Genomic DNA, 25,477 nt, shown 5'->3' on the forward strand with positions numbered 1-25,477 from the left:
AGCGCTTAAAGCTTCGTCTCGCCGGGAATAGCCACGATAAAGGGCTCGTTGTTCTCCCAGTTCAGCGACTTCCCTGATACTTTAGTCGTTCCATCCGCATTAACGATTCCGCAAATAATCTGACTTCCCCATACACTCGTATAATAATAGGCATAGGATGGGGCTAAAACAGGGGCTTTACCATATTCCTTCGCAATGGGGTGTCCGAATATCGCGGTAAAATCCTTTTTATCAGCCTCTTTCGAATTGTCCAAATCTGCTTCCCATACGACTGTTCTAATGTTGTCTTTAATCTCATAATACGATACAAAATGCCCATAGATTATGAAATATCCATCAGATCTGCCTTCAGGAAAATAATACGACATAGACAACGCTTCATTATCACCCGTTAATTGGGACGGTTCTCTTTCTTCAACCGGGAATTGTAAAGCAGCAATGCGGGAAACTACCAAGTCCCTACTATTATAATTCTGCACAAGCTTCGCATTTGCACGTTCCTGAACCCAGACAGTATTCGTAGTAGCATCTACCGTTACTCTTGCTCCAAGAGCTTCCGCAATAAATCTCAGCGGCACTGTAACTCTTCCATCCATGATGCTAGCAGGTGCATCCAGTTGTACAGATTCGGAGTTCTTCCACGCCGTTCGAGAACCCACAGCAAGCATAATCTTCATGGAGTCTCTAACGATCGTTACTTGCTTTGTACGGGCTTCCCACTGAATAGAAGTATTCTTGAAGCTCTCAAAAGCCTTCAGCGGAACCATCGTCTGTCCAGAGACGATTTGCACGCCATAATTCACGCTCGAATTATTCACCATTACCTTGAGCTTAGCATCTGCGGATACCGTTCCCATCGTACCTAAAGAAACTAGCATAACTATTAATAGATAAAGCCCTGCCTTTCGCAACATCCCTTCGCCCCTCGCTAAATGTCCTTAATTATACCAAATTATGGTTACATTATAACATCTAGCCAAATCCCGGATTACAAAAATCTTTGTTTAATCTCCGGTGTTGGGAGTAGACACTGCTCATCACGCCCGAACCAACGGTAACGATTCCTTGCAACATAGCGGTAGAGGGTATTCCGTATTGGGCGCGGCACTATAATGAAGATATACGCAGCAGGCCAAGGCCATCTCAATCTACGTGCAATCCGCAGTACAGCAGCCGACTCTGTATAATACACACCGTTCTCCAGCAATACAACTGTGTTCAACTGCCCAGGTTGAAGTCCAGCCTCACTCATTAGCTTAGCAGCAATTTCACTTTGTAAAGGGGCGAATAGAAATTTAGCCTTGGGATCACGCGGGATGATGAAACGAATCAAACCTTGGCAAAGATGACACACCCCATCAATCAACACAATGGACTTATTTTGCATAATGTTCAGCTCCTCGTTCATAGCTCCCCCTCCCTATAAAGATAAGTGTATCGCATATTTTGGGTAAACAAAAACGCGGGATAGAATCCCGCGCCAACATGTACCGTTCTTTAATTATTCAGCAATTGCCTTTTCAATCCATTGATCACCGATCATTTGTCCTTCGAAATCAGCAGTGAATGCCTCCATGCATTTACAGATGAAATCTTTGCGGCAAATTGGACATGGAGTTTTAAGCAGGCGGCTGATGTTCGTCATTTTCCATTCCGGAAACCGATTATAAAACGCACGGCACTCCGTTCCATCAGCAAGCTTGATAATGAACTCGTACAATCCTTCCTTATCGTTGCTGCTGGCTTTGGTCACATTCGTAATATTCGGTCTGTAAGACATCTTCATCACCCATTATTTAAATTTTTGGTTGTAAATTGCACACGCAACATATTCTCAGATACTTAGACATATTAAAGAATTTTAAGAGTGATGTCAACCAAAGACGCCTAACACGGAGGCTATTTATTGCTCTTTTCTGATCAACGCCTTTATTCAGTCATTATTTCCATAAAATATATACAGATACATTTAATTTATGATCATTCATTTTGCTGTGATTTGATAAACCGAATGGGCGTTAATGGTTCATAGAATTTTCTTATTTGGTTCCCCATCATAAATAGTGTACAATTAAATTGCGATAAATTAAAATTAGAAATTACAAAGGAGGTGGCATCCATGAGTATTTATGATTTTGAGGTCAACACTCTTCGGGGTGCAGAAGAATCATTGTCCAAGTACAAAGGTAAAGTACTCCTTGTTGTGAATACAGCTAGCAAATGTGGGTTTACGCCTCAGTATAAAGGGCTTCAGGAAGTGTACGAGAAATTTAAGGATCGTGGATTTGAGGTACTTGGTTTTCCAAGCAATCAGTTTGCTGGCCAAGAGCCTGGCGAAAGTGATGAAATTGCAGAATACTGCGAGATTAACTATGGGGTAACTTTTCCAATGTTCGAGAAGATTGATGTAAAAGGTGATGAAGCACACCCATTATTCAAATACTTATCAAAGGAAGCACCTGGTGTTCTAGGCTCAAAAAGCGTGAAATGGAACTTCACCAAGTTCCTAGTGGATCAAGAAGGCCGTGTCCTTAAGCGTTTTGCTCCTAAAACTACTCCTCAGCAGATCGAATCCTATATCTCCAAGCTTCTGAAATAATCCATTCAATAAGAAATTCTAAAAAAAGATACTGGCCACATCACTCAACCCACTAGGTGATATGCGGTCAGTATCCTTTTGTCATTATTCAATATACGAACATACAGCTTTCCGATTGCTCGTTAAGCATAAAAAAGAAGCCTTGCATCGCAAGGCTCCTTTCGTCATTCTGTATGCGGTAGAGAGGACTCGAACCTCCACGGGTATACACCCACTACCCCCTCAAGATAGCGTGTCTGCCATTCCACCACTACCGCGCGGTGAGATAAAACATAAAACTTTGTTTGAGGTCAACATTCATTATTATAAATGTACTTCCCCGAAATGTAAAGGCGTTGATTTAAGAATTTTCGTCAGCCCATTTCTGCTTACGATATTCAGTGAATGCTAGGTATTCCTTAATGAATTCCTTTTCCTCTGGACGCAATTCATTCGTTCGATCTTCATTCAACTTCGCTTCTCCGAAATCATAGTCCTCATTGCTCTCTTTCAATATTTCAGATGTATTTCTACCTAAAATAAGCCAGTCCAGACTTACATGAAAAAAAGCGCCGATCTCAATTAATTTATGTGTTCCCGGAGTAGATTTGCCCCGCTTCCAATCTCCCATATTACCTGTGCTTATATTTAACTGCTCGCAGAATGATTTCTTGGTGAGACCTTTTTGCTTAATTAAGTACTCTATACGTTCGTATATGGTCTGCATCCGTAAACCGCCCTTCACAAAAAAATAAAAAAAGACTTATTTAAGTAATTACCTATTGCAAAATAACGTAAAAAAGTATATAATTGGTGTTACTATGTATTATCCGATTATATCATATGGTTAGAGTGACGATAAGAGGCGACTCAGGTGACAAGTGTCTGATGTAATGCCGTCTGACCCCCTTAATTAACATGTCATCCCGAAGGATCTCTAGGAGGGAGCGGTGACTTTTGTCAAAATGCTTATCATCTTCCATTATCCATTCACTTGAATATCTGCCGCACAATGCAGTGGTCATCAACAGCCAAGGAGTTATCCAGTTCACCAACAGGAAGTGGAAAGCATTTAGTCATGAATATGGCCTCTCCCCTCACAAACAATGGATTGGAGCTTATTATTCGGAGCTTCTGCAAGATGTAATCATCGATTCCGATCAATGGGCCAAACTTTATGATTCGGTGAAAATTATACTCCGCAGAGAGCAACAGATTTATACCTCTGAGTTCATCATTCAAACCGCCTATAAAGGGACGCGTATCTTTCGTTTGGAAATCTATCCGCTACTCTCTGATTATTATCTAGAAGCTGCTTTTATAATTTCTCTATATGATTTGGGTGTATTTATAGAAGGAACTAAGATGTCGGGGATCACAAGCATCTGTTCGACATGTCAGCCAACACAAGAGTTAATCCCCATCTGCGCTTCCTGCAAATCCATTCGAAATTCTAAGGATGAATGGATCAACATTGAACTTTTTTTAAAACATCAGCTTTCTCTGCAATTCACCCATGATATTTGCCCAGACTGTGTCAGACAGCTCTATCCCCAATATGCAAGAGCCTTCAAGAACTAATCAACTTGTCTAACCCTATAAAAAAAAGTAAGAAAACCTCTGCGAAGCAAAGGATTTCTTACTTTTTTATTTGTATGCGGTAGAGAGGACTCGAACCTCCACGGGTATACACCCACTACCCCCTCAAGATAGCGTGTCTGCCATTCCACCACTACCGCATAATATGACCCGTATGGGATTCGAACCCATGTTACCTCCGTGAAAGGGAGGTGTCTTAACCCCTTGACCAACGGGCCTTAGCAAGGTTGTCTTAACGTGACAACAAAAATTATGATACCAGAAATATAAGGACATGGCAAGCACTTTTTTTTCATATCACTTCAGCCTATAGCATTCTTCGATTCTTCAATCATCTCTATATCCCAATCACGTCTAATCCTTGCCTTGATCACCTCATATTGTTCCCTGGAGTCGCTGTGTATCTCATGAACATAAAGAAGCTTCCTTCTAGGACCATGATCCTCGTAACGAATAAGTTCAATAGAAAGATTCACGCCGCAAGACTGTATAGTTTTGATTAGCTTTCTCCTAACAAAAGGATAATGCTTAGCAATCAGTACGAGATGCATATGTAGCATCATACCAACGCCGATCAACGCAGCAAGCCCACCAAAGATCAGTCCCGCAAGACCGTTATAATAAGACATATCCCCTTGATGTGTAAACGAAAGTATAGCTGTCTGTGTAAGAACGAGAGATATTAAAGAGGCCGCTAGATTGGATAACTTGATTGCCGAAACGGCTGGCGCTTTTCCTTTTCTCATCATAACGATCGACCCATGCACCGCCATAACAATTTCTACAAAAGTCATGCATGCGATGGCGAGTGCTACATTCTTCGAATAACTCACGGAACTGCCATACAAAAATAACAGCAAACAATAGATGATAAAAACAACGCTAGACGTAGTTAAGATGACTCCAACCTTGAAATAACTCTTATATTCTTCTCTACCGTAACCGTAGGGATGTGTTTCGTCAGGCAGCTGCTTCCCCGCGTAATGTCCCTTGACCGCCGTTGCCTTCGCCAAGGCCAGCCCTACATTGTAAAAAGCATATATGCATAAGAAGACCGAGGCAGTGTATAACCCTACAATCATTTTCCCAACGGCCATAACAATGTTCATATAGTACGATACTTTTGCATAGGTGATTGAACGTTCTATTTTCCTATAATCCATGTTCCTCACTCCCGCCAACTAACAAAAAAAGAGCCATAATAGGCTCTAACTTGTGTGCTCTGTCAAATAGGTTTATAACTTAACATACTATTTTGAACAAAACAAATGCTTTTTCTTACAACCAGATTAAAAGATAACTTTACACTTTAACCATCAATTTCTTCTTTAAGCGGGTTACGAACAGCTCCATCAGAACGGCTAGGACTAAAATGAAATACGTTATAGCCCCAATCTCAATATTCCCGATGATCAGCTCTGGCGAAGACTTCGTAGAGTTCCAGTCAAAATGAGAATGGCCCGAATATGAAATAGCAAACCAAGTTGCGAACAATTTATTATTGCTATATCTTTATCTGACCTTATTCTAAGTTGTTCTTAACTATTTTTCATATATGTAATCGATAAATCCTTGCCGTATCCATTCGCCTTCAAACTTTCTTTCAAGCACTCGATCTTCTTTATATATTAATTGCATATCTTCAAACATAGAATCCGCCTCATCATAATCATAATAAGAGTGAATTACTAATTCATCATCTTCCATTTGCTCATACTGATGTTCTCCTAAATCAACTCCGTCACCGACTCGAAAATCCTTGATAGTTAAAAAATTAACAAATAATAACCCACCAGGTTTTAGCACCCGTTTCAATTCATTTATTGCTTCTTTCACTTCTTGTTTTTTCATATGAAAAATAAAATTATAAGAATACACAAAACTCATCGACTCATCGTTTAATGCCAACTGTCTCATGTCACCCTGATGTATGTTTAAATTTTGCCCTCTTTCTGCTGCGAACTGATTAGCTCTGTTCATTTGTTCAACATTCATCTCTATTCCATATGTAGCGTATCCATAATTCGCAAACAAACTTAGTGGAGGAGTATCCCCTCCTGCCCCACAATCTAATACGGTCTTTTCCATGCCACTTTCATTACATAAAGCCAAAAATCTGTACAAGGGTATTTGTTTAAAAAGCTCCACAGTTGTTTCTCTCCTTTGATTTTAGGTTTATGCCTTCCTCAAGCCACCTTAATCATAGCTAAGATCCTTCTTGTAGTAAAAGTGTTTACTTCCAAGCGGAGCATCTTCGATAGTTGCAATTACTTTATATCCATACTTCTTATAAAATTCGGGCGCTTGAAAACTGAATGTATCTAATTTGATAAAAGTACATTTCTTTGCTTTGGCAACTTTCTCTGCTTCTTCCAATAATCTTTTCCCGTAACCTTGACTACGATAGTTATCATCCACCCACAAAATACCAATTTCCATCCAATTCCAACATATCGCACTGTTGATACCGGCAACAATATCTCCGTTATCATCCTTCAAGCATAAATTTATCTCCTCATAAATGCCGTTTGGTACTTGTTTAGAGTTAAATTCAATAAGTTTTTTTCTGACGTAATCTGTTTCTTCATTTGTGCTATAAAATATCTTAGGATTAATCGACATAAGTTCCTCCTGATGGTTTATTTCTAACATTTCGACTAGCGTTTCTGAGTGGTTAACCACTCTATTATAAATAATAACCTATCTCATTTAAGTGACCACTAGAAACCCATTCCTGTGCCTCTCGAATTGTCTCAAACTTTATTTTTCAACAAACCAGGATATTGAATTCTCAGAATTTTGATCAAAGTGATTCATTTAACGATCAATACCTTCTGGTTTTAAGGCTAAATGAATTTGTGACTGTAGTCCAACAATAAAATTATGATATGGCATTATAAAACCCTTTCAGATTAAGTCGTATGCATATGCATTTCTGACGTCCAAGCCGCTTCAGGTGCGTAGCATCGGTTAATTTACGAAGCAGAAATGCGACGTTATCCGCAGGTTAATTCTGCCTTGATTACGCCTTTATAATGCTTGTTCACCTTTTGGTTATTTCCTTTTTTCAAAGCTCAAAGACGCATAGAATTCATACAAAAAAACTTCACCTTGCAGATCCTATGAACTTTATGTGTTTTACGTAGGTAGCCTCGCAGGGTTATTCTCCTGATTCAACTCTATTCGAAATTCCTTGAGTGGACCATCAGTAAGACTACGATGCGTAGACGCTATGCTATCGAAAGTTTCTACTTCAATGGAACACTCTCAAATTTTCTTATCAATTATATGTTTGTTGTTCTTAATTTCTGTTCTAAGCATTCTAATTTCATCAATTAAAACATCCATTTTTTTTGACATATTTGATCCATCAATTGCACTTCGAATTATTAATATAAACATTGAAAAACTAAATAATAAAAGAAGAACTCCAGATATTATCAATAATATATTATCCATTAATTACGCTCCCACAGATGTTTTTTTATGATCGCCTTTTTGATCATGAATATAATTCGTCTTGCTGACGACTTCATGAATCACATAAACAATATTTCAATATTTTTTATGTCCTCTTATTACTCCATCATGAAAGATCTCAATCACAAATTCATTTAGTCGATAAAACCATATATCTGGTGAGACCGCAGTTATATTATTTAAGTTCTTTAATGCAGATTCTAACGTAGTTTGTATAACTGGATCTTCGCCATGACTCCACAGTACATACATCTCTTTTGATCTATCAATATATCTCGTGTTGTTTTCTATTACTTCTGCCGTTATTTCTATAAAATCATAATTTGACCATTCGATTCGACCATAAAATGTGATTTCATACTCTGCACTAAAATCTTTATATATTTCCTTTGATTTCTCTGAACTAAATATAAGGGTCTGCTTTCCAAGAGTTTGTATGCATTCATCAAACAAAGAACTTGTTATAATCTTTTTATTCTTTTTGTCTTGATGTTGTAATAGATATTGAAGTCGATCCTGCCTATGTTTGGTATCCATGAATTTTCCTCATTTCAAATTTTTTCGTCAATCTCCCACAACTCCAAACTACCACTCACCTAATCATCTGTTCCTATACAGTCTAATAGTCTCTAGATTCAGGATACCACTGATGTATTTGATGCTAAAATCGATTTCTCAAACGTCTTCTATTTTGCGTATACTTCAGTAAACTTTCGCCTTTCTCACTCTATTCACCTTCCAAAATATTGAATATGATCACTGATAATTCAGATAAAAAAAGACAAATCACACATCCGCGTGATCTGCCCCAGGTACTACCTCAATTCCAGATAATTCGAATTTAGCCATCTCAAATAAATTCACACAACAAAAAAAGAGCCCCCATAATGGAAGCTCTTCTTATGTAATTCAGAACGGAGAGAGTGGGATTCGAACCCACGCACCGCTTACGCAGTCTAACCCCTTAGCAGAGGGTCCCCTTATAGCCACTTGGGTATCTCTCCATAAAAATGGCTCCCCGAACAGGACTCGAACCTGTGACAACTCGATTAACAGTCGAGTGCTCTACCAACTGAGCTATCAGGGAACATTAGAAGTAAATTAGAAGTGAACATGAATTAATTTATCATGATTTCAAGGTCTAGTCAAGCAGGTAAAATAATTTTTGTGATCGTTTTCAAATTCATGCATTATTTCTGCCATTAGCTAGATTTAAGAGGGGATCACTCCCCCCTTTAGTTTATGCGTAACACCATTCCCCGTCTTGCGGAAGCTGTACTCGATCCCGTAGCTCCTCCTTCTCCAAGTGAGCTTTTAGCTTATCCCGGGTAACAAGGCAATGGTTGATGGCGTCCATGTGTACAGCGATCACCTTAGTAGAAGAAGCATATTCGCATAAATCTACGACATCCCGCTCATTCATTGTAATATGACCTCCGGTTAAAAACTGCGCTCCACCAGCATTAACGATCGTCACCTCAGGTTTAATGGCATCGAGTGCAATCTTCACCTCATCACACCAAATCGTGTCTCCTGCCAAATACACAACTGGTTCGTTTTCCGCCTGAAAGACAAACCCGGATACCTTCCCCATCAGCTTGCCAATCTCTCCGGTTCCATGCTGTCCACCGGTACGTGTTATAGTTACTCCTTGGAATGTCAGCTTATCGGTGATTTCCGAGACGTTCTCAAATTCCTGCTCTACTAGGGTATCCCTATCCCCCTCCTGACAAAATAACGGGAGATTATGCGGCAGCAAGGAAACGGCAGCAGCATCCCAATGATCTGGATGAAGATGCGTGACTATTATTGCACTAGGATTCAGCCATTTGTCTACTGATCCCGGTAACGATACAAGCGGATTCCGACGGTCATTTTCCGTATTAAAAATGGGAGGATTAGCGCCCTGCTCACTCAACATAGGATCGATCAGAAATGTACTTCCCCCATACTCCATCCATAGGGTCGCGTTGCGAATATGCTGTATTTTCATCGTAAGCCCTTCTTTCTTTCAGATATCTTCTGCTACAATTAATTATAGTTGGACCTTGAAACAGAATACATTGAGATTGGAAAGAGATTGGCCTGTTCTACTTTCACGCAGAAAGGATTTTAAATAATGACGAGTTCTTATTCCATAGATGATGTGGATTTTCGCATCCTACAGCTTCTTATTGATGATTCCACGATCAGTCACAGAGACATTGGGCAGCAAGTGCATATGACAGGCCAAGCTGTGGGCGCACGTATTCGCAAAATGCAGGACACCGGAGTGATTGAAGGCTACACCGTCCGCTGGAATCCAGATAAAGTTGGTGAGGCGATCAATGCCTTTATAACGGTCTTTCTAGGTTCGAATACGGTACATCCAGCCTTTCAAACATTCGCAAAGCAGCATGACAGCGTAAAAGAAATGCATCGCGTCAGTGGAGAAGGCTGCTATTGGATACGTGTTCGTACGGGAAGCCAAGAGGATTTGAATAACTTTCTCGACGAGCTGCTAAAGTTCGGAAATTACAGAGTCAATTTGTCGATGGGGAAGCTTAAATAAGGCTGTATCGCCTATGAGGCCGCTATCGGAGCCAGTTGACCTTTTACGCAGCATAATCGAATATTTGGCATACTAACGGACCCTCTAGTCGCTATTGGCATGAAAATAACCAAATATGTTCTGGCAGACAGCCTTCGTCCAAAAAACGCAGAGCAGCTATTCTCCAATTACTGGAGAATAGCTGCTCTTTTAGTAGAAATTTAATTCAATAATCCAGCAGCTTTAAGTAATCTTGTTAGGATCACTGCTGCCTCTGCACGGCTAGTATCATTACCAGGTGCAAAGCTATCTGCCGATTGGCCCTTCATGATTCCTTTTGCTGTTAAGACATTCACAGCCTCTTTAGCCCAAGAAGAAATAGCAGATGAATCTGTAAATACATTTGTCGCAGGGTTAGCTCCCGATTCTCCTGCTCCAAGGTTTAACAGCATCAGTGCCCTAGCTGCCATAACAGCTATTTGCTCCCGTGTAATAGGGGCGTTCGGACGGAAGGTTCCATCCTCATAGCCTTGAACCAGTCCTAAGGCTGCCGCAGCTTTGGCGTCTGCAGCATACCATGATAAATCAGACACATCACTGAAGGTCTTCGTTGTGTTTGCAGCGGCTAGGCCTAAAGAGCGAATTAGCATAGCTGCGAACTCAGCACGACTAACGGAATTCTGAGGTGCAAAGTTATCTGTGGATTGTCCGGTCAAGATCAGTCGACTGGCAAGCGTTTCGATCTCGTTCTTTGCCCAGTGTGAAGAAATATCTCCAAAAGTTACAGGGTGTTGTGCAACGACGAATATACCGCTAGCACTGCTGCTCTTAACAGTAACCTTGGTCATCCCACCTACGAGCTCGAACAATGCAGGTACATAACGGAAGGTACCCGTCTGCTCATCGTAAATAAGGACTACTCCCGTCTTTACAACCAGTGCTCCCTCCATCATAAATGTACGATCTACATACGTAGTACCGAACCCATTAGCAGGTACAGTGTTTTTGCCATCTGTAACCTTTAAGGTGACATTTGCCGGAGTTCCTTGCACATTAAAACCTTGCTGCTTAGCCTCGGCAAGCAGTTCTTCCAATCCTTTTCCGCTTAGCGGATTTAGTTGAAACTCTAGCGTGCCCGCTGGCATTTGTGCCGCTTTCAGCACGCTCTCCACGAGTCCTAACGGGAAGCGATAGCTCATATCGCCACTGGCAATGACAAGCACCGCATTCGGGCTAAGTGCTGCTGCATTGCGTAGAGCTTCTGCGCTAAAGCGAGCTATACCCTCTCCGTTAGCTGAAATCTCGATAAGAGCTTGCCCAGCAGTCGCCTTAGCTTTTAGCTGCGCATCATGATTAGCAGCTGGTGTTGGCGTTGGTGTAGCGACAGGTGTAACAGGATTTACTGACCCCGCCGGATCAGGAGTGCTCGTTGGTTCAGTCGGATCCACAGGATCCGTCCCACCATTAGGTAACACCACCTCAACTGTATACACCCTCTTATCGTTGCCAACAGTTACCGTGAAGTCTGTGCTTCCCGCTTTAACTCCATGAATACTGTTGTTTGTAAAAGTAGCAATGTCACTGCTCATAAAATTAAGTGTAGCTTGTGTAGTAATATCCGCTCCTTCTTTGTCCAACACCTGAAGAATAGCTGACTTTCCTTGTTCTAGTACAACAGGTCCGCTCTGTCCATCTGCTAGCTTGATGGAGAAAGGTTTAACAGCTGTGGCTATCCCTTGATTCTGTTCATTGATGTTAAAGTCAGGAGATGCATTGGACAGGAGGTTCATCCGTTCACCACGAATAATCAAGTTGTCGACGAGCAGGTTACCTTTCAGATTCTTCGTTACTTCTATACCGCTCGTACCTGCACCGTCTAATACATTATTCGTCAGAACAACTCCATCAATCGTCGTGAGGGCATTTCCCTCCAGATTACCCTGGGCAATCAGGCCAGAATAGGTGCTGTCGAGCGCCGTATTGTTACGGATGAGTACTTTTCCTTTTAGGTCGCTCTCACCAGCGTACAGCCATAACGCACCGAGGTTTACCCCGTAGCCCGAATCATAACTACCTGTGCGAAGCAATGTATTCCGCTCAACGATTGTCGTTCCTTGGAACGGCTCTGCGGAGAAACGGGTAGATACAGCGATCCCGGCTCCGTTAGTTACAGTGTCTTTTACCACGTTATCTTGAACTTTGTTATCTTTACCACCGAAGACCACAATGTTATCGGCCAACCATGGCAGTGAGACGTTATTAAAACGTGCCGTATTGTTATAGCTAAATGTCCGTTCCGCGCCATTCACTTCATTCAATTTGGCATCTGTGAACGACCACATCGCAATACCATCATCCCCTGGATAGCGGATGTCACTTTGTTCCATCATGCTGTTGCCAGTGCCTACAGCAAAGTTAATTCCATCCGCCATCAGATTGCGGATTCGAAGACCTGCCATATACAGACCATTCGTGCGAGCCTTCTCACCAATAGGTTGTGTTAACCACAAGCCTGCTTTGGTATGTTCAATCCATACGTTCTGAATGACCGAGCCTTGGCCAAAAGCACCATGGAAGGCGTTAGTGAACGCTTCATCGTCCCGTACATTAATGCCACCTTCAATCAATAGATCGTATACACCAACCTTACCGCCGTGACCGTAAAATTTGGCGCCATTCAGTACCGTATACCACATGCCTGCTCCACGGATTTCGGCTGTATCCAGATCCAGCAGACCCTCTCCGACATTAAAGGTACCTACCGGGAACCAAACCCCTTTCCCTGTTCCCTTCGCTTCGGCAAGCGCTGCCTTAAAGGCTGCGGTATCATCTCCCTCATCATTGGCTACTGCTCCAAAATCCGTTACAGAAATAAAGCCGTCAGGGCGAGTCAACTCAGGGGCTACCTGCTCCATATCCACCAAGTCGATGACGTATGAAGTCGCTTGGTCTCCTGTTCCCTTCTCTAAACGAATGCTTGCTCCGGCAGGAGCATCGCCAATCAGAGCATGAATTTCATCAAAGAAGCGATGTCCACTACCTTGACGAGGATCATTTGACCATGGGTAGCTGCCATATTCCCAAGCATATTTTGAAGTCAAATTAAGCTGTTTCTTAACTCCATCTACATATAGAGTCAATGTTTCTTCAGCACCAGCACCATCCGAGCTGTCCGGAATGGAATAGCGCAGAACAATAGAATTAGCTGCTTCTGCAAGCTTGAACTCTATATAGTCCCCAGTATTCTTCAAGGCGATGGCTTGTCGTCCAGAAGCCTCAGAAGCCATAGTGCGATATTTCCGCGAAGGACCGATTAGTGTTCCGTTAGTCACTGCATCCTCAGCTTCATAGCTAATATAAGGAACTGTTGCCCCACGGTAAACTTTGTTCACGCTATTTTTTACTGTCAGGCTATCAATACTTACTTTATTCCAATCGATATTGTCGTTGCTTAGAGAAACGCTGTTGATTCCTGCACGCAGCTGCAGCTTCACCTGTACAGTCTTCCAAGAGGAAGTCTTGACCACGTTAACTTTATCTAACTCCTTCAGGCCGTTCACCTCAAGCAACAGATCTGTTACATCACTGGAAGTATTCTTGTAACGAACAACGGCATCATATTCACCGGCTTGCTGGGCATTGACTGCAAACCGTATAACATGATCGCCTTGGAATGCTTCTCCTCCTGCATAAATCGCATCTGTAGGGATAGGCAAGAAGCTCCAAAGAGTGCTATCGGTTCCCACAGCAGAACCAAGTTGAACCGCCGATGCGCTGTGAGTAAGAAAGCCCGTTCTATCAGCACTTAGCAGGAGGTTGTAGCCTAACTTCTCTTCCAGCATCCACTGGGAACGTTCTGTTTCCCCGGAAGATAACAAGACGACTTGATCCCCTTCATTTAAAGAAAGATATTGCTTCGTCTGAACATTCATTATGCGTTTACGTCCATTTACATCCTGAACGATCCACTGGGAGTGAGCCGTCTTATCAGAAGCTTCTGCATATACGATTGCCCCTTCTTTTTCTGCCAATACTTTGCCAGTCGTCCCTTTCGGTACGATTGTTATAATGTTGGTATCGTTCTGAACTGGAGTTGTTGTATTGTTGTTGCGCAGTTCTCCAGACGGAGTAGTAAACTCCTGTGGAGCTGCTTCAAGCTTCCATTGAGCTGAGCCGTCACTCTCTAGTAGGAGTGCCCGTTCAGCATATCCTGTCTTATTCGCAATGTTTATTAATTCATCGTCGTACTCTCCATAGAGACTACGAATGGTGTAATTCGTATAATCGGAGGCCAAGCTTACTTCCCATGCAGATGCCCCGTCTATAGCCGGTTCCGCATTACTGCTCTCCAAGTAAGAATAATCCCCATTCACTGTTAAATAATGACCGGTTGCTCGGTTAATGATCGTCTGTTTGCCATCCTGCACAGATATATTCCAATGCGAGAATCCATTGTCTGCTGACGGCTGTCCGTACAGAACAACTCCATGCTCATTTTCATATAAATACTCCCCACTGCTTGCATTCTTAAATCTTAGAGGGTAAGTAGGGATTGGTGGTGCAATCGCTTCAACCGCTTCGGCGGTAAAATGTGCACTGCTTTTATCCACCGCACCGGGAGCCTTACTGATCCTAATAATCGTATTCCCATTCTCATCGGAAGCCCCATACATATAGTGGCCAGCCCATCCACTTTTGAAGGTGGTCAGACCCGAAGGCTGCATATCCACAATCCACTTAATGCTACCCCATACATCATAAACCGTCTGTAGAGTTTGAACGGCAACGTCCGGATCATCTTCACCTTCAGATCCAGCAATATGCTCCAGAGAGAGATAACGTCCTGTTCCTACATTTTTAATTTTTACAGATCCATTGGCCCCGGCTATTTCTTGCAGCTGCCAGACAAAGGAATCGTCGTTAATATCAAGTGGGCCATAAGTAGCCTGACCTACTGTCACATCCTCGTTTGCAGCAGCTAGAGGTGCATTTTTTGCATCAGAGATTGTAGGTTCCACCACTTTATCCTGCGGCACCATTGCTTCAGTGTCCTGTGAATCATAGACAGATTCAGTGACAGTCTTAGATTCTAGCAATTTCTCTAGTACATTTGGAGAAGTCAGCAAAGGACCATCTTTAAGATACTGATCCTCCCCATTTACAGTGTCTAGCTTAAAGCGGAATAAGTCCTGCTTTTTCTCTGTGACAGTAACGAATCTCCACTGTGGACTGCCCCAGCCTGGATTGATCACACCATACTCGGCGTATTTAGTGAGATTTTGAAGTGAAATGAACTTCTCAGGGAATTTATTTGGTTCCTTGTCGAGAACACTGCTAATTACGTATGTGTTGTCGCCAATATTTTTGCCTGTCCATATAAATTCCCGCTCCACATTATTCCTGTCTGGAAGCTCAGTGACCTGAATATGGCCATCTGGCATGTTCACTGTGTTAATGTAATGGCCTGTTTTCTTATTCTTGAATAGCTTGCGGCCATTATATTTCTCCACGAGCCACTGATCGGAGCCATCCTTCTGCATATTTCCATACTTCAAGAGGCCGTCAGCAGACTCATACCAATAAAAAGACTTCCATCCATTTTGAATTCGATAATATGGAATGGTTCCATCAGTCGGTGTATTGGGATCTAGAAGCTGCCACTGGGCGCTCAAGGAAGTCGCATCCCCATTTGCTCCAGCATTACCTCCACCCAAGGTAGAGATATAGATGTCTTTGCTCTCAACATTTTCTAGTGTCAGGTAATCATCATAATCATCAGAATCTTTAAATTTCCACTGATCCGATAGTTGACTTTTACTGATCTCTACAGCCTTGGCTGTGCCGTCAGTGTATGAAATATAATGATTAGTTTCCGCATTACGGATACGCTTATTGCCATCATAATCCTCTACATACCATAGATAATCGGATGAATCTGCATCCTCTGAAGCCATAACGCCATGCTTAAGCTCGCCGTCTGCAGCTTCATATAAAAAATCTGTAGCTACTTGTGCATCTGTATAAGTAGCCAATCGTACCGGCTTAAATTCAGAAATTGGCACGATGCTCCACTGCGCACTTGGATTAGAGGCTGATCCCGGCCAGCCGTTAGAGCGCACGTTATTGTCATCGTTGAATTGTGGATTTAGCCATAACGGACTCCCACTATCAGTTAAACCACTGTTACGAAGCGTAATAAAGCCTGTTCCATCTGGATCTGGTGCGCTCTCTTGGAACCACTCACTTAGCTTTACATTATTCATATCGATTTCTTGTGAAAAAACTCCAGCCCAAGTCTGCTCATTCTGCTTAATATAATGACCCGTCTCACGGTTACGAATCATCAACGTTCCTTCGTCCGTTCCCTGATCAAGATACCACTGGGCTGCTTCATTTTTCAAAGGCTGTTTGCCGTAGAGAACATTTCCTTTTTCGTCCTCATACATTACCTGACCGGGACGCATCCGGCTTTCTAGCCTTACAGCTACTGGTACTGAATTCAGATCAATAAAAGCCCACTGCGGACTCTCAAACGTAATATTGATATCCGAGCTTACTTGCGCGTAACCAAGCTGATTCTCCTCGTGGATAACCAGTTTACTCTCTGGCACTGTCGCACTGCGGATGATCATATATCCGTTTCTATTGGAAGTATCGATCAACCATTGATCCGTAACACTCCCAGCTCCTTGGAGATCTGCCGTCTTTAGCGTATCCTCTTTGCCGTTATTACCAGCCATTGTAATGTAGTGGCCCGTCTTCACATTCTTAATTCGTGACAGACCATTTACCGTCTCCACTGTCCAATGCGATGATGTGTCCGCTGGATTGGTCATGCCATAACGCACGATACCATCAGACGTTTCATATAAAAAATTATTTTTCCACTTATTCTTGATGAGTACCATCCCTGATGGAATTTGCCCTGCGCCTGTTCCTCCAACCCCTTCTGCTCCTACGGAACCGCTACCGATTCCCATCACAGGCAAGCTTGAGAAAATCAGCAGCATCGCGAGCAGACCCGCCATCGCGGACCTGAATCTTTTCATAAATGTGCCCCCTCTACCTAATATGGACTTCCCTTCCATCTTAAGTTGGTAACGCTTACAAAACGATGTGTGATTTTATCCAGAAAAAGGTGTATTTGTACGTATCTCCCGAAAGGTCTGAGCGCTACTCAAATTGACAAATCTGCTGAACCCTAAGATAGTTAATTTAATTAGAAACGAGCATTCATTAAATGGAGGTACATATGAAATTCAAAATGGAATCACCTAAAATAACAGATCCAGAAGCTCTACTCCCTGAGCAAATATACTCGCTGCAAACCAAAGATGAATTCAGTCGTTGCAGCATAAGCGATACAGTTATTGATAATCAAGAAGCTAACAAGGTCAGCTTTGATCAAGTGATTTTTAAAAATGTAACGATTACCGAGTCGTCTCTGACTGGAATTGAGCTGATGGATGTGGTTTTTGAGCGATGCGATCTGTCCAATGTGGATTTTACGAATGCGATTATTCATCGAACCGAATTCCGAAACTGCAAGCTTATCGGTACGGACTTTACAAGAGGCAGATTCCAGAATGTACGCGTGGTCGATTGTATCGGGGATTTTGCAACATTTCGATTGGCTAATCTGAAGCAGGTTTCTTTTGAGAATAGTTCATTGATGAGCTCTGATTACTACCAATCCAATTTCCAAAAGGTCAGCTTTAGTGAGTGTAATATTGATCAAGCCACATTGTCAGGATCAAAGCTTAACGGGATCGATCTTAGTGACTGCGAGTTCAGTGGCTTGATCGTGGATATACAAGATTTAGAAGGGTGCATCATTTCGCCTCAGCAAGCTGTTTCTTTTGTGGGATTGATGGGGCTGGTTATAAAATAACGCCCTTGTCTGCTTACTGGACTTCCAGCGCTAACAGCTTCAGCTTACCTGAACATTTGCCGCAGCGGTAGCGCTTTGGATCTACTTTTCGCTTACGCGGATACTCTATAGCACATGCTGTACATATCAGCTTGTACCGATAAGGTAGTGTCTTCCGAGCTTTCGCACCCGGCAATGTCTGACAGTAGCGACTCCCGCCGACTTGTGCCAGCAGTCTTTTGAAATCAGTGTCACGATGCATATACCCTCGCTTCGCCAAATGCAGATGATAATGGCAGAGCTCGTGTTTTATAATCTTCTCCGTCTCTTCTCTACCGAACATAGCAAGCTGATGGGGATTAATCTCTATATTATGGCTCTTGGTAAAATATCGACCGCCTGTTGAAGATAATCGGCTGTTAAAGCTTGCCTTGTGCCTAAAGGGTACGCCAAAGCTGTCCCGTGATACCTGCTCAATCCACAGCTGCAGCTCTTCGTTGCTCATCGTTTCCATAGCGTTCTATCACAAGTCCTTTCCACGAGAATTAAGATCTCTACTTGAATTGTAACTTGTGCATAGGCTAAACTGTCAAGAAGGAAGACAAGTACGGAGGGAGAATGACCAATGCCGAAAATGCGGTATGTAATTTTGCAACAACATCAAGAATTGCAATTCGTGGAGATGCCCGAGGAATATGCGTACCAGCTAAGTGCGCTCAATTTACGTCTAAACAAAGAAATCGACAAGCTGACAGCCGATAATGTACCAGATCTGCCCTTGGCCATTGCTGAGTGTGATTCACTGGATCTGCTGCGTGAGGACTACTCCTTGGAGTCCGGTCTGGATTATATCAATAGATTGGAACAGGCCTTTGCCTCTGTACAGGAGCAGAAGAACTATCCACTTATCTCCCTGCTGACCGAGATTCGGGCGCTGCAAGCTCAATTAGAGCAGTGGTACGAAGAGGAAGCAGAAAGCATTCTGTAAATCGTCACCTTTAGGCTCATTTCTCCATATGCTAACTTACGTAAGCAGTTAGAGGAGTGATACCCTTGCCACAGTGGCTCTGCCATCAACTGATGAAAGCTTATTACAAAAAAGACCGCCGTCAGATCAAGCTGCTGAACGAGTGCTGGTTCTTTTATCGTAATTCTGCGGAATCACCGGATTCCATCCAGAGAAATTTATAGGATTCGTTATATTCAAAAATCCATCCCGCTACTTACAGGGGATGGATTTTTGTATAGGATTCGTTGGACTGAATTAGAACATAGGGAATACATATCTGACCAAGAAGAAAAGTGCTCCGAAAAAAATAATAATATAAGCAGCATATTTAATAAAGGTAGATGCGACAACACTGGAATCCGATTTCCGTTGCACCTCTGTATGCTCCACTTCAACGCTTCTATCTTTATAGCCCGGTCCCATCATCAATCTCTCCTTTCGAATATAGGCTGGTAGATAGTCTCCATTAACCCGGGGCTTTCAGAGTTGAAACAAAATTCCAAATCAAACCAGTTATTTTCCGGCATCATGAAACTGCTTTATTTCTTTTATGATTCCAAGCACATCGCCTTGTGAATTCGAGCTCCCTGATGGTTCGGCTCCAAGTGCAACGCTTCTTCAAATCGTTCTTTCGCTTCTGCCATTTCCCCTAAGCCTAATAAACCTAAACCCATCATGAACAAGCAATGAATTTGATTGCGTCTATTCAGATCATCCTCAAATACGAGGAAATCAGGTAAGGATACGGCAAAATAATCAATCTTCACCTCATCAAAGAGATGTCTTTCTGCGAAATCGATCAGCTTATTAAAACGCCGGTTCGCTTCCTTCGGATGATTCAGCTGTACCCATGCTAAGCCCTGATAGAAGATCATTTCTGGCGGCTGATCGTTGTAGTACATCGCGCTGGCTGGTTCTTTCAAGCCTTGAGACGCAATCGCCCAGTGTCGTGCAGCTTCTTGCATCTTGCCTAATCCGTTATAAGCCACACCAAGCTCGTAATACACATTATTCTCTTGCGCACCATCGAGCTTACCCTCACCTAAATTCTCTGGATAATGAAGCGCACGTGTTAATAATGAGATAGCCTCTTCATATTGGCCTACCTGATTCGCCTGCTTACTCAGTTCAACAAGCGCCAAAACATATTGCCCCGTAGCTTTCCCTTCGCCACCTTCCCATGGATGGAATTGGCGTCGTAATAGAACTGACAAAGCAACTTCATACTTGCTAAGCAAATTCAGTAAGGTCACATATTCAAGGTATAGATCATCCCGCTTCTCCACCAGCTCCATATGCTGCTGCAGTCTTGCCATCCGCTCCTGAGCAGAAACACCCATCTTCTTATACAATTGGTCCAGCTCGTAGAATACTCTCGCATCATTCGTATTGCACTGGAAAGCTTGATCAAGTGACTGCAAGGAAGCCTCAGCATCATTACGCTTATTGTAATAAGCAAGCGCAAGGTTACGATGAACCGTCGGGAAACGATCATCAAGCGCGACGGATTGCTCCCAATGGCGAATGGCATCGTCGGTACGTTTTTTATCATAGAATAGATTTCCTAGATAATAATGAGCCTTACTATCTAACGGATTGCAGGCAATCGCGCTTTCTAATACCTGCAGCTCAAACAAGCTGTTCGGGAAGCAATAATCAGAAGATGCTGCTTGAGCAAGCTGAAGCTGCGCTGTCGCCTCTTCCTCACGGCCCATTTTCTCGTGTACATAAGCCAATGTGTAATGCACCATCGGATAATTGGGTTCATTCGATTTCCTACGAATTTGCTCTAACACCTGTGCAGCTTCCGCGAACAATCCACTACCTGCATAATCGGAAGCTAGATTTAAATAGTTATGCACATCGTTTCGCATGAACCGTGCAAGCTTCATCTGAGCCTCAGCTGCTTCCTCTTGTCGCCCGAGCAATGTAAGCGTAAGCACTCTCTCATACGCTGCCCCGAAGTCCGCGATATCTAGTTTCAATGTCTCCTCTGCGAATGTAATCGCCTCAGAGTAACGTCCAAGCTTGCGTAAAAGTACTGTTTTTACATGTCTTGATTTATAGTTTCTTGTGTTACGTGCCAAAGCTCTAGTTGCGAGTTCCAACGCTTCTTCATACGCCCCACGTTCACAAGCAATTTGACTCAATGCATAGTATCCACTGTCTTGAAATGCTGCAGACCATACCGCCTTGTAGAAGGCAGCAAATGCTTCTTCCTTGCGATCCTGCAGTCTGAGAACTACACCAAGCTGATAGTATGCTTCACTATCATATGGATTCGGATTGCGCCAAGTCAGCGATCGTATAGCCGTACGGAAATGATTTTCCGCTTGCTTGAACAATCCTCGACGAAGCAGCAGCGTCCCATAAGCCACATTAAGCCGAATATCGGATGCATCTCTTCTTAAGCCTTCTTCATAATAATGCTCTGGCTCGAACGTGGCATGACGGTATTGCTCCAGGTGAACTCCAGCCAAATACAACTGCTCTGTGCTTTTTAATTCTTCCGGTAGTGGAAGTGGCTTGGCTGCATCTGGAACCTTCTCAATACTAGGCTTCGCTGGACGATATGATATAAGGCTGTTTCCGTTCGTATCAAATACCGTTACGATTAAGTGATGCGGTCGATCGGCTTCATCTAACGTAATGACCGATTTGTAGGTTAATTCTGGAGAGAGCGTGATCGTATCCTTCACATACGTTCTATGCTGACCCCTCAGTTCAATAACCGCATCCTCAAATACCGAAGTTCCGTAGGCCATCACAGTTGCAGTCTGTAAAGTCTCATCTACCTCAAGATTGACTGCAGCATCAACAGAAGCATTTTTCACAATTCCGATGTTCTTATATGGCATGAAATATTGTGTAAATGACTTCTCTTCATACGGCTGGAGCCAAGTGAAATCGGGTTGATTATCCGTAAATACCCCTGTCATTAATTCAATATAGGGTCCGTCCTCATCGGTTAAATTACGGTCCCACGCTTGACCAAATTCGCCGTTCCCCCAAGTCCACTGCTTTTTACCCGGAGATACATGGTGATTCGCTACGTGAAGCAGACCCGCTTCAACCCCATGATCATAGCCACCCACGAAATTATATTCGGATTTGTACGCCATGTATGAGGTAGGAACAGGAATATTTTTATAGCGCGAAATATCTACACCTTCGGAATAGTCCATCTTGTAATACGTTCCTGTTGCAATAGGGAATCTGGACACATCACGCTTACCATGGTCGAATACGGCTGTGACATCCGGTGGAAACACCGATTGCGTATGGTCATTGACTGCAACCGCAGGGTTTGCCCACCATAAGAAGGTTTGTGGCTCCGAAGTTCGGTTATATAGCTGTGCTGTAACTTCGAGATAGGCTTTTCCAGGATGCAGCGTGAAGCCCGTTGTGACCTTCGTTCCATACATCCGGTCAATTTCACTCACCCATACGGTTGCACTGCCATCTTCATTCTCCGTAATTACATGCTCCACAGGGCCAAACGTGTTCGGACGATGATGCTGCGGCCAGTTAAATTCAATTCCACCTGAAATCCATGGTCCTGTCAGACCAACAAGCGCAGGTTTAATCACGCGATTATAATAAACAAAATCATAATTGTTCGTCTTATCCAGAGCACGATAGATACGGCCGCCAATTTCAGGCATGATCTCGATGCGTACATATTCATTTTCGAGCATTACCATCTGATACGATTTCATTTCTTTCTCATCCATAATTTTATCAACCACAGGATGTGGATATACTCGCCCCGAGCTGCCTTGATAGACTCGCTTCTCGAGGAACATTGGATTTTTATCGGGTTCGCCTGTTTCATAGGTAGGAATTTCAACCATTTCCTCCCATATGCGGACGCTGTTCGTTAAGATTGTAGAAGGCTCTTTCATACTCATTTCGTTCTCTCCTCCTTCGTGATATAGCTCTAATTTATCGTTGTATGCGCTTTTAAACAATTGACGATAATCTGTAACTGATGGACAATATTCTTATCCTAAAAATAATAATCTCCTTATGAATATGTTGTTATTTCAAATAAATTAATTATGTTCTTAAAAAGGAGGGTTATCATGACAGATATCTCATTAAAGCCGGATGGCTTCGATGAGCAGAAGCTTTTTGTGCTGCCCGATTTCATGATGAATGAATTAAATGAGAATCCGTTAACAAATTCCTTCTATGTAAGTGACATTGGCTGCTTCCCAAGAGCGAAGTTTCATTATCGAGAGCGTCCACAAGGATGTGACTCGCATATTCTTATGTATTGCGTAGAGGGTGAAGGGTGGATGGAGAGTCATCACAGTAAGCTGATCCAAATAAAAGAACGGCAAATAGCTGTCATTCCTGCCGGAACACCCCATCGATATGGTGCTTCAGATGTGAATCCCTGGACGATCTACTGGATGCATCTAAAAGGAACGCATGCCGCTGCGTTGATTCAAACTTATGCCATGGACGTAGAGCCGCTAACCTTTACACTGAACCTTCATACCCAATGGATCGAAGATTTCGAGCAATGTTATGCCCTGTTATCGGATAAGCCTTATGCCATGCGTAATCATATCTATGTGTCTCAGTGCATTCGTCATCTGATCAGCCACGTGGGGTTGAGTACTATGAACTCTGAGCAAGATAAAAAGAACGAACGTTATCTTGAGCAAGCCATTCGCTACATGACGGATCGAATCAACAGCTCCATTTCACTCCCGGATGTAGCGAAGCATATGGGGTTATCGAAGCAGCATCTAATTTATCTATTTAATCAAGAAACCGGGGTTCCCCCGATTGAATTCTATCTGCGCCTCAAAATGCAGCGTGCCAGTCAACTGCTAGCATTAACCGATTTACATATTAAAGAAATCTCTAGTGCTATCGGGATGCAGGACCCCTACTACTTTTCTAGATTGTTCAAAAAAATAATGGGATGCTCGCCGACTCAATATCGAAGCACCCCAAAAGGTTAAAATAAAGAAAAGCCACACGACCGCTGCACCAGGTAAACCAGTATAGTGGAGTGTGGCTTATATTTTTATTGTAGAGGTTCTAATTAAAACTACGGTTGGAAACCCAGGAGCCTTGCAGTTTACGAAGCATAATAATTTGTCCGGTGTGGTATGAATCATGCAGGATAAGACTCATTACCTCTTCCCCTGGGGCATGACCCGAACCACCCCAATCATATGCGCCTTCTTCCAACGCCTCAATGATTTCTCTAAGAGCAGCGTGCACGTCTTTCAGGTCTGCAACGGCCTTCGACCATGCTTCTTCCCCTTCCGTTGTTACAGTGAAGGTATCATCGTTGCTTTCAGCATCAGGTTGTTTGGGCAACCCTTTTAACTTTCGCAGCAAACGCACCTTATAATATGTTAGATGGTTAACCGTCTCCCAGATGGAATTGACTGTACTCCCCTCTGGCTTCCAAAGTGCCTGTTTACTGTCCACACCTTCCAGTGCATCACTTAATGGCGGGGCCCAATCCTCGATATCCATGCAATAATCCCAATTTTGCAGCAGAACCTCACTGATTTTATTTTGCATGTTCAACCTCCTAATACTTACTGAATTATGTAACTACTTAAACCATTATATAGTGGTTACACAAGAAATGTAGCATATTTCCAGCGTTCAATCAAGTAACTAGCTAATCACAATTTTAACTGTTACAATCGTTGTAATCGAGAGTTGTGCGGAAAGGATGAACAGGACGTGTTGTGGGAGGATTTCATTAATAGTTACTGGCGGGATTGGCGAACAGGAGATAAGAATAAGGATCGGGATGAACTCGAAGATCCGGAGTGGATTGCGAAATGGCTGAAGAAGCATGCTCTGCTAGAAACACAGCTGCCGAATACGATAGAACTGGAACAGCTAAAGAAGCTTCGATCCCTATTATGGGACTGGGTACAGGCTATTGTACAAGGAAAATCGATGGATGGAGAAATGCTAAAGCAGCTCAATATCTATATGGACAAGGGTCCTGTTACGCGGCGAATGGTATGGAAAAGTGCCGAGCAAGCGGAGATTTCATTATTGCCACTACATAGCGGTTGGGAGCAGGTGATGGCGGAGATAGCGGCGTCTTTTGCGGAGGCTTTGCTTGAAAAAGAACCCTCAAGATTCCGTATCTGCGAGAATCCTGATTGTCTCTGGGTGTACTATGATGATACACGTAACCGTTCTAAGCGTTACTGCGATGACAAGGCTTGTGGCAACCTCATGAAGGTGCGGCGGTTCCGGGCGCGGAAGAAGGCTGAAAAGGGTTCGGAGTGACTATTAAAGGAACTCTTGCGGGATGACGAATTTCGATCAACATTTATCCCCCCCAAACTTTTCAACACTCCTAATACGTCTTGCTAGTAAGTGCGCTAATAACACACTTATTACAACGAAATGGAG

24 protein-coding genes and 5 tRNA genes are annotated in these 25,477 nt (G+C 42.9%); 8 read left to right on the forward strand and 21 right to left on the reverse strand.

Annotated features, from left to right (window positions below; genetic code table 11):
* Positions 1–5: 5 nt before the first annotated feature.
* From ACFWMP_RS08760 to ACFWMP_RS08770, 3 genes are all read right to left on the reverse strand, one after another.
* Complete coding sequence (locus ACFWMP_RS08760) at positions 6–914, reverse strand: copper amine oxidase N-terminal domain-containing protein (RefSeq protein ID WP_379423102.1); 909 nt, start codon at positions 912–914, stop codon at positions 6–8.
* Between the two features lie 74 nt (positions 915–988).
* The gene (locus ACFWMP_RS08765; RefSeq protein WP_340974479.1) at positions 989–1,408 is read right to left on the reverse strand and encodes a thiol-disulfide oxidoreductase DCC family protein; all 420 of its coding nucleotides are present in this window, start codon (positions 1,406–1,408) and stop codon (positions 989–991) included.
* Between the two features lie 93 nt (positions 1,409–1,501).
* The gene (locus tag ACFWMP_RS08770; protein ID WP_042124803.1) at positions 1,502–1,780 is read right to left on the reverse strand and encodes a hypothetical protein; all 279 of its coding nucleotides are present in this window, start codon (positions 1,778–1,780) and stop codon (positions 1,502–1,504) included.
* Positions 1,781–2,119: 339 nt separating this feature from the next.
* Between ACFWMP_RS08770 and ACFWMP_RS08775 the strand changes: the two genes are divergently transcribed.
* Positions 2,120–2,599: a glutathione peroxidase gene (locus tag ACFWMP_RS08775; protein WP_042124801.1), complete on the forward strand. Its 480-nt coding sequence runs from the start codon at positions 2,120–2,122 to the stop codon at positions 2,597–2,599.
* 174 nt (positions 2,600–2,773) lie between these two features.
* Here ACFWMP_RS08775 and ACFWMP_RS08780 read toward each other — a convergent pair.
* Both ACFWMP_RS08780 and ACFWMP_RS08785 read right to left on the reverse strand, forming a co-directional pair.
* A tRNA-Leu gene (locus ACFWMP_RS08780) sits at positions 2,774–2,856 on the reverse strand.
* A gap of 83 nt (positions 2,857–2,939) precedes the next feature.
* A complete protein-coding gene (locus ACFWMP_RS08785; protein ID WP_340974476.1) occupies positions 2,940–3,305 on the reverse strand; it encodes a helix-turn-helix domain-containing protein in 366 nt (121 codons plus the stop codon).
* A 230-nt stretch (positions 3,306–3,535) separates the two neighbouring features.
* Here ACFWMP_RS08785 and ACFWMP_RS08790 point away from each other — a divergent pair, with 230 nt between their 5' ends.
* A complete protein-coding gene (locus ACFWMP_RS08790; protein ID WP_339269271.1) occupies positions 3,536–4,159 on the forward strand; it encodes a nitrogen regulation protein NR(II) in 624 nt (207 codons plus the stop codon).
* Between the two features lie 75 nt (positions 4,160–4,234).
* On the opposite strand, the gene ACFWMP_RS08795 is transcribed toward ACFWMP_RS08790, so the two are convergent.
* The 11 genes from ACFWMP_RS08795 to ACFWMP_RS08845 all read right to left on the reverse strand — a co-directional run bounded on the left by ACFWMP_RS08795 (position 4,235) and on the right by ACFWMP_RS08845 (position 9,650).
* Positions 4,235–4,317 (reverse strand) — tRNA-Leu (locus ACFWMP_RS08795).
* Between the two features lie 6 nt (positions 4,318–4,323).
* Positions 4,324–4,395: transfer RNA gene (locus ACFWMP_RS08800), tRNA-Glu, on the reverse strand.
* Positions 4,396–4,479: 84 nt separating this feature from the next.
* The gene (locus tag ACFWMP_RS08805; protein WP_340974473.1) at positions 4,480–5,340 is read right to left on the reverse strand and encodes a cation efflux transmembrane domain-containing protein; all 861 of its coding nucleotides are present in this window, start codon (positions 5,338–5,340) and stop codon (positions 4,480–4,482) included.
* A gap of 139 nt (positions 5,341–5,479) precedes the next feature.
* Positions 5,480–5,671, reverse strand: coding sequence for a hypothetical protein (locus ACFWMP_RS08810; protein ID WP_379423106.1), 192 nt, complete (start codon positions 5,669–5,671; stop codon positions 5,480–5,482).
* 48 nt (positions 5,672–5,719) lie between these two features.
* Positions 5,720–6,325 (reverse strand): class I SAM-dependent methyltransferase, encoded by a 606-nt coding sequence (locus tag ACFWMP_RS08815; protein ID WP_379423108.1) that lies wholly within the window; start codon positions 6,323–6,325, stop codon positions 5,720–5,722.
* A 48-nt stretch (positions 6,326–6,373) separates the two neighbouring features.
* The gene (locus ACFWMP_RS08820; RefSeq protein WP_339245609.1) at positions 6,374–6,799 is read right to left on the reverse strand and encodes a GNAT family N-acetyltransferase; all 426 of its coding nucleotides are present in this window, start codon (positions 6,797–6,799) and stop codon (positions 6,374–6,376) included.
* A 645-nt stretch (positions 6,800–7,444) separates the two neighbouring features.
* Entirely contained in the window at positions 7,445–7,636 is a 192-nt protein-coding gene (locus tag ACFWMP_RS08825) for a hypothetical protein (RefSeq protein WP_339245606.1), read from the reverse strand.
* A 96-nt stretch (positions 7,637–7,732) separates the two neighbouring features.
* On the reverse strand, positions 7,733–8,194 hold the full coding sequence (locus ACFWMP_RS08830; RefSeq protein WP_379423111.1) for a CDI toxin immunity protein: 462 nt from the start codon (positions 8,192–8,194) through the stop codon (positions 7,733–7,735).
* Between the two features lie 378 nt (positions 8,195–8,572).
* Positions 8,573–8,661 (reverse strand) — tRNA-Ser (locus ACFWMP_RS08835).
* Positions 8,662–8,668: 7 nt separating this feature from the next.
* Positions 8,669–8,744: transfer RNA gene (locus ACFWMP_RS08840), tRNA-Asn, on the reverse strand.
* Positions 8,745–8,897: 153 nt separating this feature from the next.
* Complete coding sequence (locus ACFWMP_RS08845; RefSeq protein ID WP_379423113.1) at positions 8,898–9,650, reverse strand: MBL fold metallo-hydrolase; 753 nt, start codon at positions 9,648–9,650, stop codon at positions 8,898–8,900.
* A gap of 126 nt (positions 9,651–9,776) precedes the next feature.
* Here ACFWMP_RS08845 and ACFWMP_RS08850 point away from each other — a divergent pair, with 126 nt between their 5' ends.
* The gene (locus ACFWMP_RS08850; RefSeq protein ID WP_149645207.1) at positions 9,777–10,208 is read left to right on the forward strand and encodes an Lrp/AsnC family transcriptional regulator; all 432 of its coding nucleotides are present in this window, start codon (positions 9,777–9,779) and stop codon (positions 10,206–10,208) included.
* 200 nt (positions 10,209–10,408) lie between these two features.
* Here the strand turns inward: ACFWMP_RS08850 and ACFWMP_RS08855 are convergent, their stop codons facing one another.
* Positions 10,409–17,236 carry an S-layer homology domain-containing protein gene (locus ACFWMP_RS08855; RefSeq protein WP_379423116.1) on the reverse strand — a complete coding sequence of 2,276 codons (6,828 nt, stop codon included), beginning with the start codon at positions 17,234–17,236 and terminating at the stop codon, positions 10,409–10,411.
* Between the two features lie 203 nt (positions 17,237–17,439).
* Here ACFWMP_RS08855 and ACFWMP_RS08860 point away from each other — a divergent pair, with 203 nt between their 5' ends.
* Positions 17,440–18,078 carry a pentapeptide repeat-containing protein gene (locus ACFWMP_RS08860; RefSeq protein WP_379423118.1) on the forward strand — a complete coding sequence of 213 codons (639 nt, stop codon included), beginning with the start codon at positions 17,440–17,442 and terminating at the stop codon, positions 18,076–18,078.
* A 13-nt stretch (positions 18,079–18,091) separates the two neighbouring features.
* On the opposite strand, the gene ACFWMP_RS08865 is transcribed toward ACFWMP_RS08860, so the two are convergent.
* Positions 18,092–18,562, reverse strand: coding sequence for a SprT family protein (locus ACFWMP_RS08865; protein ID WP_379423570.1), 471 nt, complete (start codon positions 18,560–18,562; stop codon positions 18,092–18,094).
* Between the two features lie 120 nt (positions 18,563–18,682).
* On the opposite strand from ACFWMP_RS08865, the gene ACFWMP_RS08870 reads away from it, so the two are divergent.
* A complete protein-coding gene (locus tag ACFWMP_RS08870; protein ID WP_042124766.1) occupies positions 18,683–19,045 on the forward strand; it encodes a hypothetical protein in 363 nt (120 codons plus the stop codon).
* Positions 19,046–19,110: 65 nt separating this feature from the next.
* On the forward strand, positions 19,111–19,248 hold the full coding sequence (gene cmpA / locus ACFWMP_RS08875; protein WP_094874036.1) for a cortex morphogenetic protein CmpA: 138 nt from the start codon (positions 19,111–19,113) through the stop codon (positions 19,246–19,248).
* Between the two features lie 73 nt (positions 19,249–19,321).
* Here cmpA and ACFWMP_RS08880 read toward each other — a convergent pair whose 3' ends face one another.
* Complete coding sequence (locus ACFWMP_RS08880) at positions 19,322–19,492, reverse strand: hypothetical protein (RefSeq protein WP_379423121.1); 171 nt, start codon at positions 19,490–19,492, stop codon at positions 19,322–19,324.
* A gap of 122 nt (positions 19,493–19,614) precedes the next feature.
* Positions 19,615–22,977 (reverse strand): DUF5107 domain-containing protein, encoded by a 3,363-nt coding sequence (locus ACFWMP_RS08885; RefSeq protein ID WP_379423123.1) that lies wholly within the window; start codon positions 22,975–22,977, stop codon positions 19,615–19,617.
* A 174-nt stretch (positions 22,978–23,151) separates the two neighbouring features.
* Here ACFWMP_RS08885 and ACFWMP_RS08890 point away from each other — a divergent pair, with 174 nt between their 5' ends.
* Positions 23,152–24,045: an AraC family transcriptional regulator gene (locus ACFWMP_RS08890; RefSeq protein WP_052404181.1), complete on the forward strand. Its 894-nt coding sequence runs from the start codon at positions 23,152–23,154 to the stop codon at positions 24,043–24,045.
* Between the two features lie 79 nt (positions 24,046–24,124).
* Here the strand turns inward: ACFWMP_RS08890 and ACFWMP_RS08895 are convergent, their stop codons facing one another.
* Positions 24,125–24,619, reverse strand: coding sequence for a DinB family protein (locus ACFWMP_RS08895; protein ID WP_042185502.1), 495 nt, complete (start codon positions 24,617–24,619; stop codon positions 24,125–24,127).
* Between the two features lie 168 nt (positions 24,620–24,787).
* On the opposite strand from ACFWMP_RS08895, the gene ACFWMP_RS08900 reads away from it, so the two are divergent.
* Positions 24,788–25,351 carry a CGNR zinc finger domain-containing protein gene (locus ACFWMP_RS08900; RefSeq protein ID WP_042185500.1) on the forward strand — a complete coding sequence of 188 codons (564 nt, stop codon included), beginning with the start codon at positions 24,788–24,790 and terminating at the stop codon, positions 25,349–25,351.
* Positions 25,352–25,477 lie beyond the last annotated feature (126 nt).

The sequence above is a fragment of the Paenibacillus sp. NPDC058367 genome, from assembly GCF_042723305.1.
In the GTDB taxonomy this organism is placed as follows: domain Bacteria; phylum Bacillota; class Bacilli; order Paenibacillales; family Paenibacillaceae; genus Paenibacillus_AQ.

Coding starts and splice junctions, on each gene's coding strand:
- ACFWMP_RS08760 (WP_379423102.1), bottom strand. CDS start 914: ATGTTGCGAAAGGCAGGGCTTTATCTATTAATAGTTATGCTAGTTTCT.
- ACFWMP_RS08765 (WP_340974479.1), bottom strand. CDS start 1,408: ATGAACGAGGAGCTGAACATTATGCAAAATAAGTCCATTGTGTTGATT.
- ACFWMP_RS08770 (WP_042124803.1), bottom strand. CDS start 1,780: ATGTCTTACAGACCGAATATTACGAATGTGACCAAAGCCAGCAGCAAC.
- ACFWMP_RS08775 (WP_042124801.1), top strand. CDS start 2,120: ATGAGTATTTATGATTTTGAGGTCAACACTCTTCGGGGTGCAGAAGAA.
- ACFWMP_RS08785 (WP_340974476.1), bottom strand. CDS start 3,305: ATGCAGACCATATACGAACGTATAGAGTACTTAATTAAGCAAAAAGGT.
- ACFWMP_RS08805 (WP_340974473.1), bottom strand. CDS start 5,340: ATGGATTATAGGAAAATAGAACGTTCAATCACCTATGCAAAAGTATCG.
- ACFWMP_RS08820 (WP_339245609.1), bottom strand. CDS start 6,799: ATGTCGATTAATCCTAAGATATTTTATAGCACAAATGAAGAAACAGAT.
- ACFWMP_RS08825 (WP_339245606.1), bottom strand. CDS start 7,636: ATGGATAATATATTATTGATAATATCTGGAGTTCTTCTTTTATTATTT.
- ACFWMP_RS08830 (WP_379423111.1), bottom strand. CDS start 8,194: ATGGATACCAAACATAGGCAGGATCGACTTCAATATCTATTACAACAT.
- ACFWMP_RS08845 (WP_379423113.1), bottom strand. CDS start 9,650: ATGAAAATACAGCATATTCGCAACGCGACCCTATGGATGGAGTATGGG.
- ACFWMP_RS08850 (WP_149645207.1), top strand. CDS start 9,777: ATGACGAGTTCTTATTCCATAGATGATGTGGATTTTCGCATCCTACAG.
- ACFWMP_RS08855 (WP_379423116.1), bottom strand. CDS start 17,236: ATGAAAAGATTCAGGTCCGCGATGGCGGGTCTGCTCGCGATGCTGCTG.
- ACFWMP_RS08860 (WP_379423118.1), top strand. CDS start 17,440: ATGAAATTCAAAATGGAATCACCTAAAATAACAGATCCAGAAGCTCTA.
- ACFWMP_RS08865 (WP_379423570.1), bottom strand. CDS start 18,562: ATGAGCAACGAAGAGCTGCAGCTGTGGATTGAGCAGGTATCACGGGAC.
- ACFWMP_RS08870 (WP_042124766.1), top strand. CDS start 18,683: ATGCCGAAAATGCGGTATGTAATTTTGCAACAACATCAAGAATTGCAA.
- ACFWMP_RS08880 (WP_379423121.1), bottom strand. CDS start 19,492: ATGATGGGACCGGGCTATAAAGATAGAAGCGTTGAAGTGGAGCATACA.
- ACFWMP_RS08885 (WP_379423123.1), bottom strand. CDS start 22,977: ATGAGTATGAAAGAGCCTTCTACAATCTTAACGAACAGCGTCCGCATA.
- ACFWMP_RS08890 (WP_052404181.1), top strand. CDS start 23,152: ATGACAGATATCTCATTAAAGCCGGATGGCTTCGATGAGCAGAAGCTT.
- ACFWMP_RS08895 (WP_042185502.1), bottom strand. CDS start 24,619: ATGCAAAATAAAATCAGTGAGGTTCTGCTGCAAAATTGGGATTATTGC.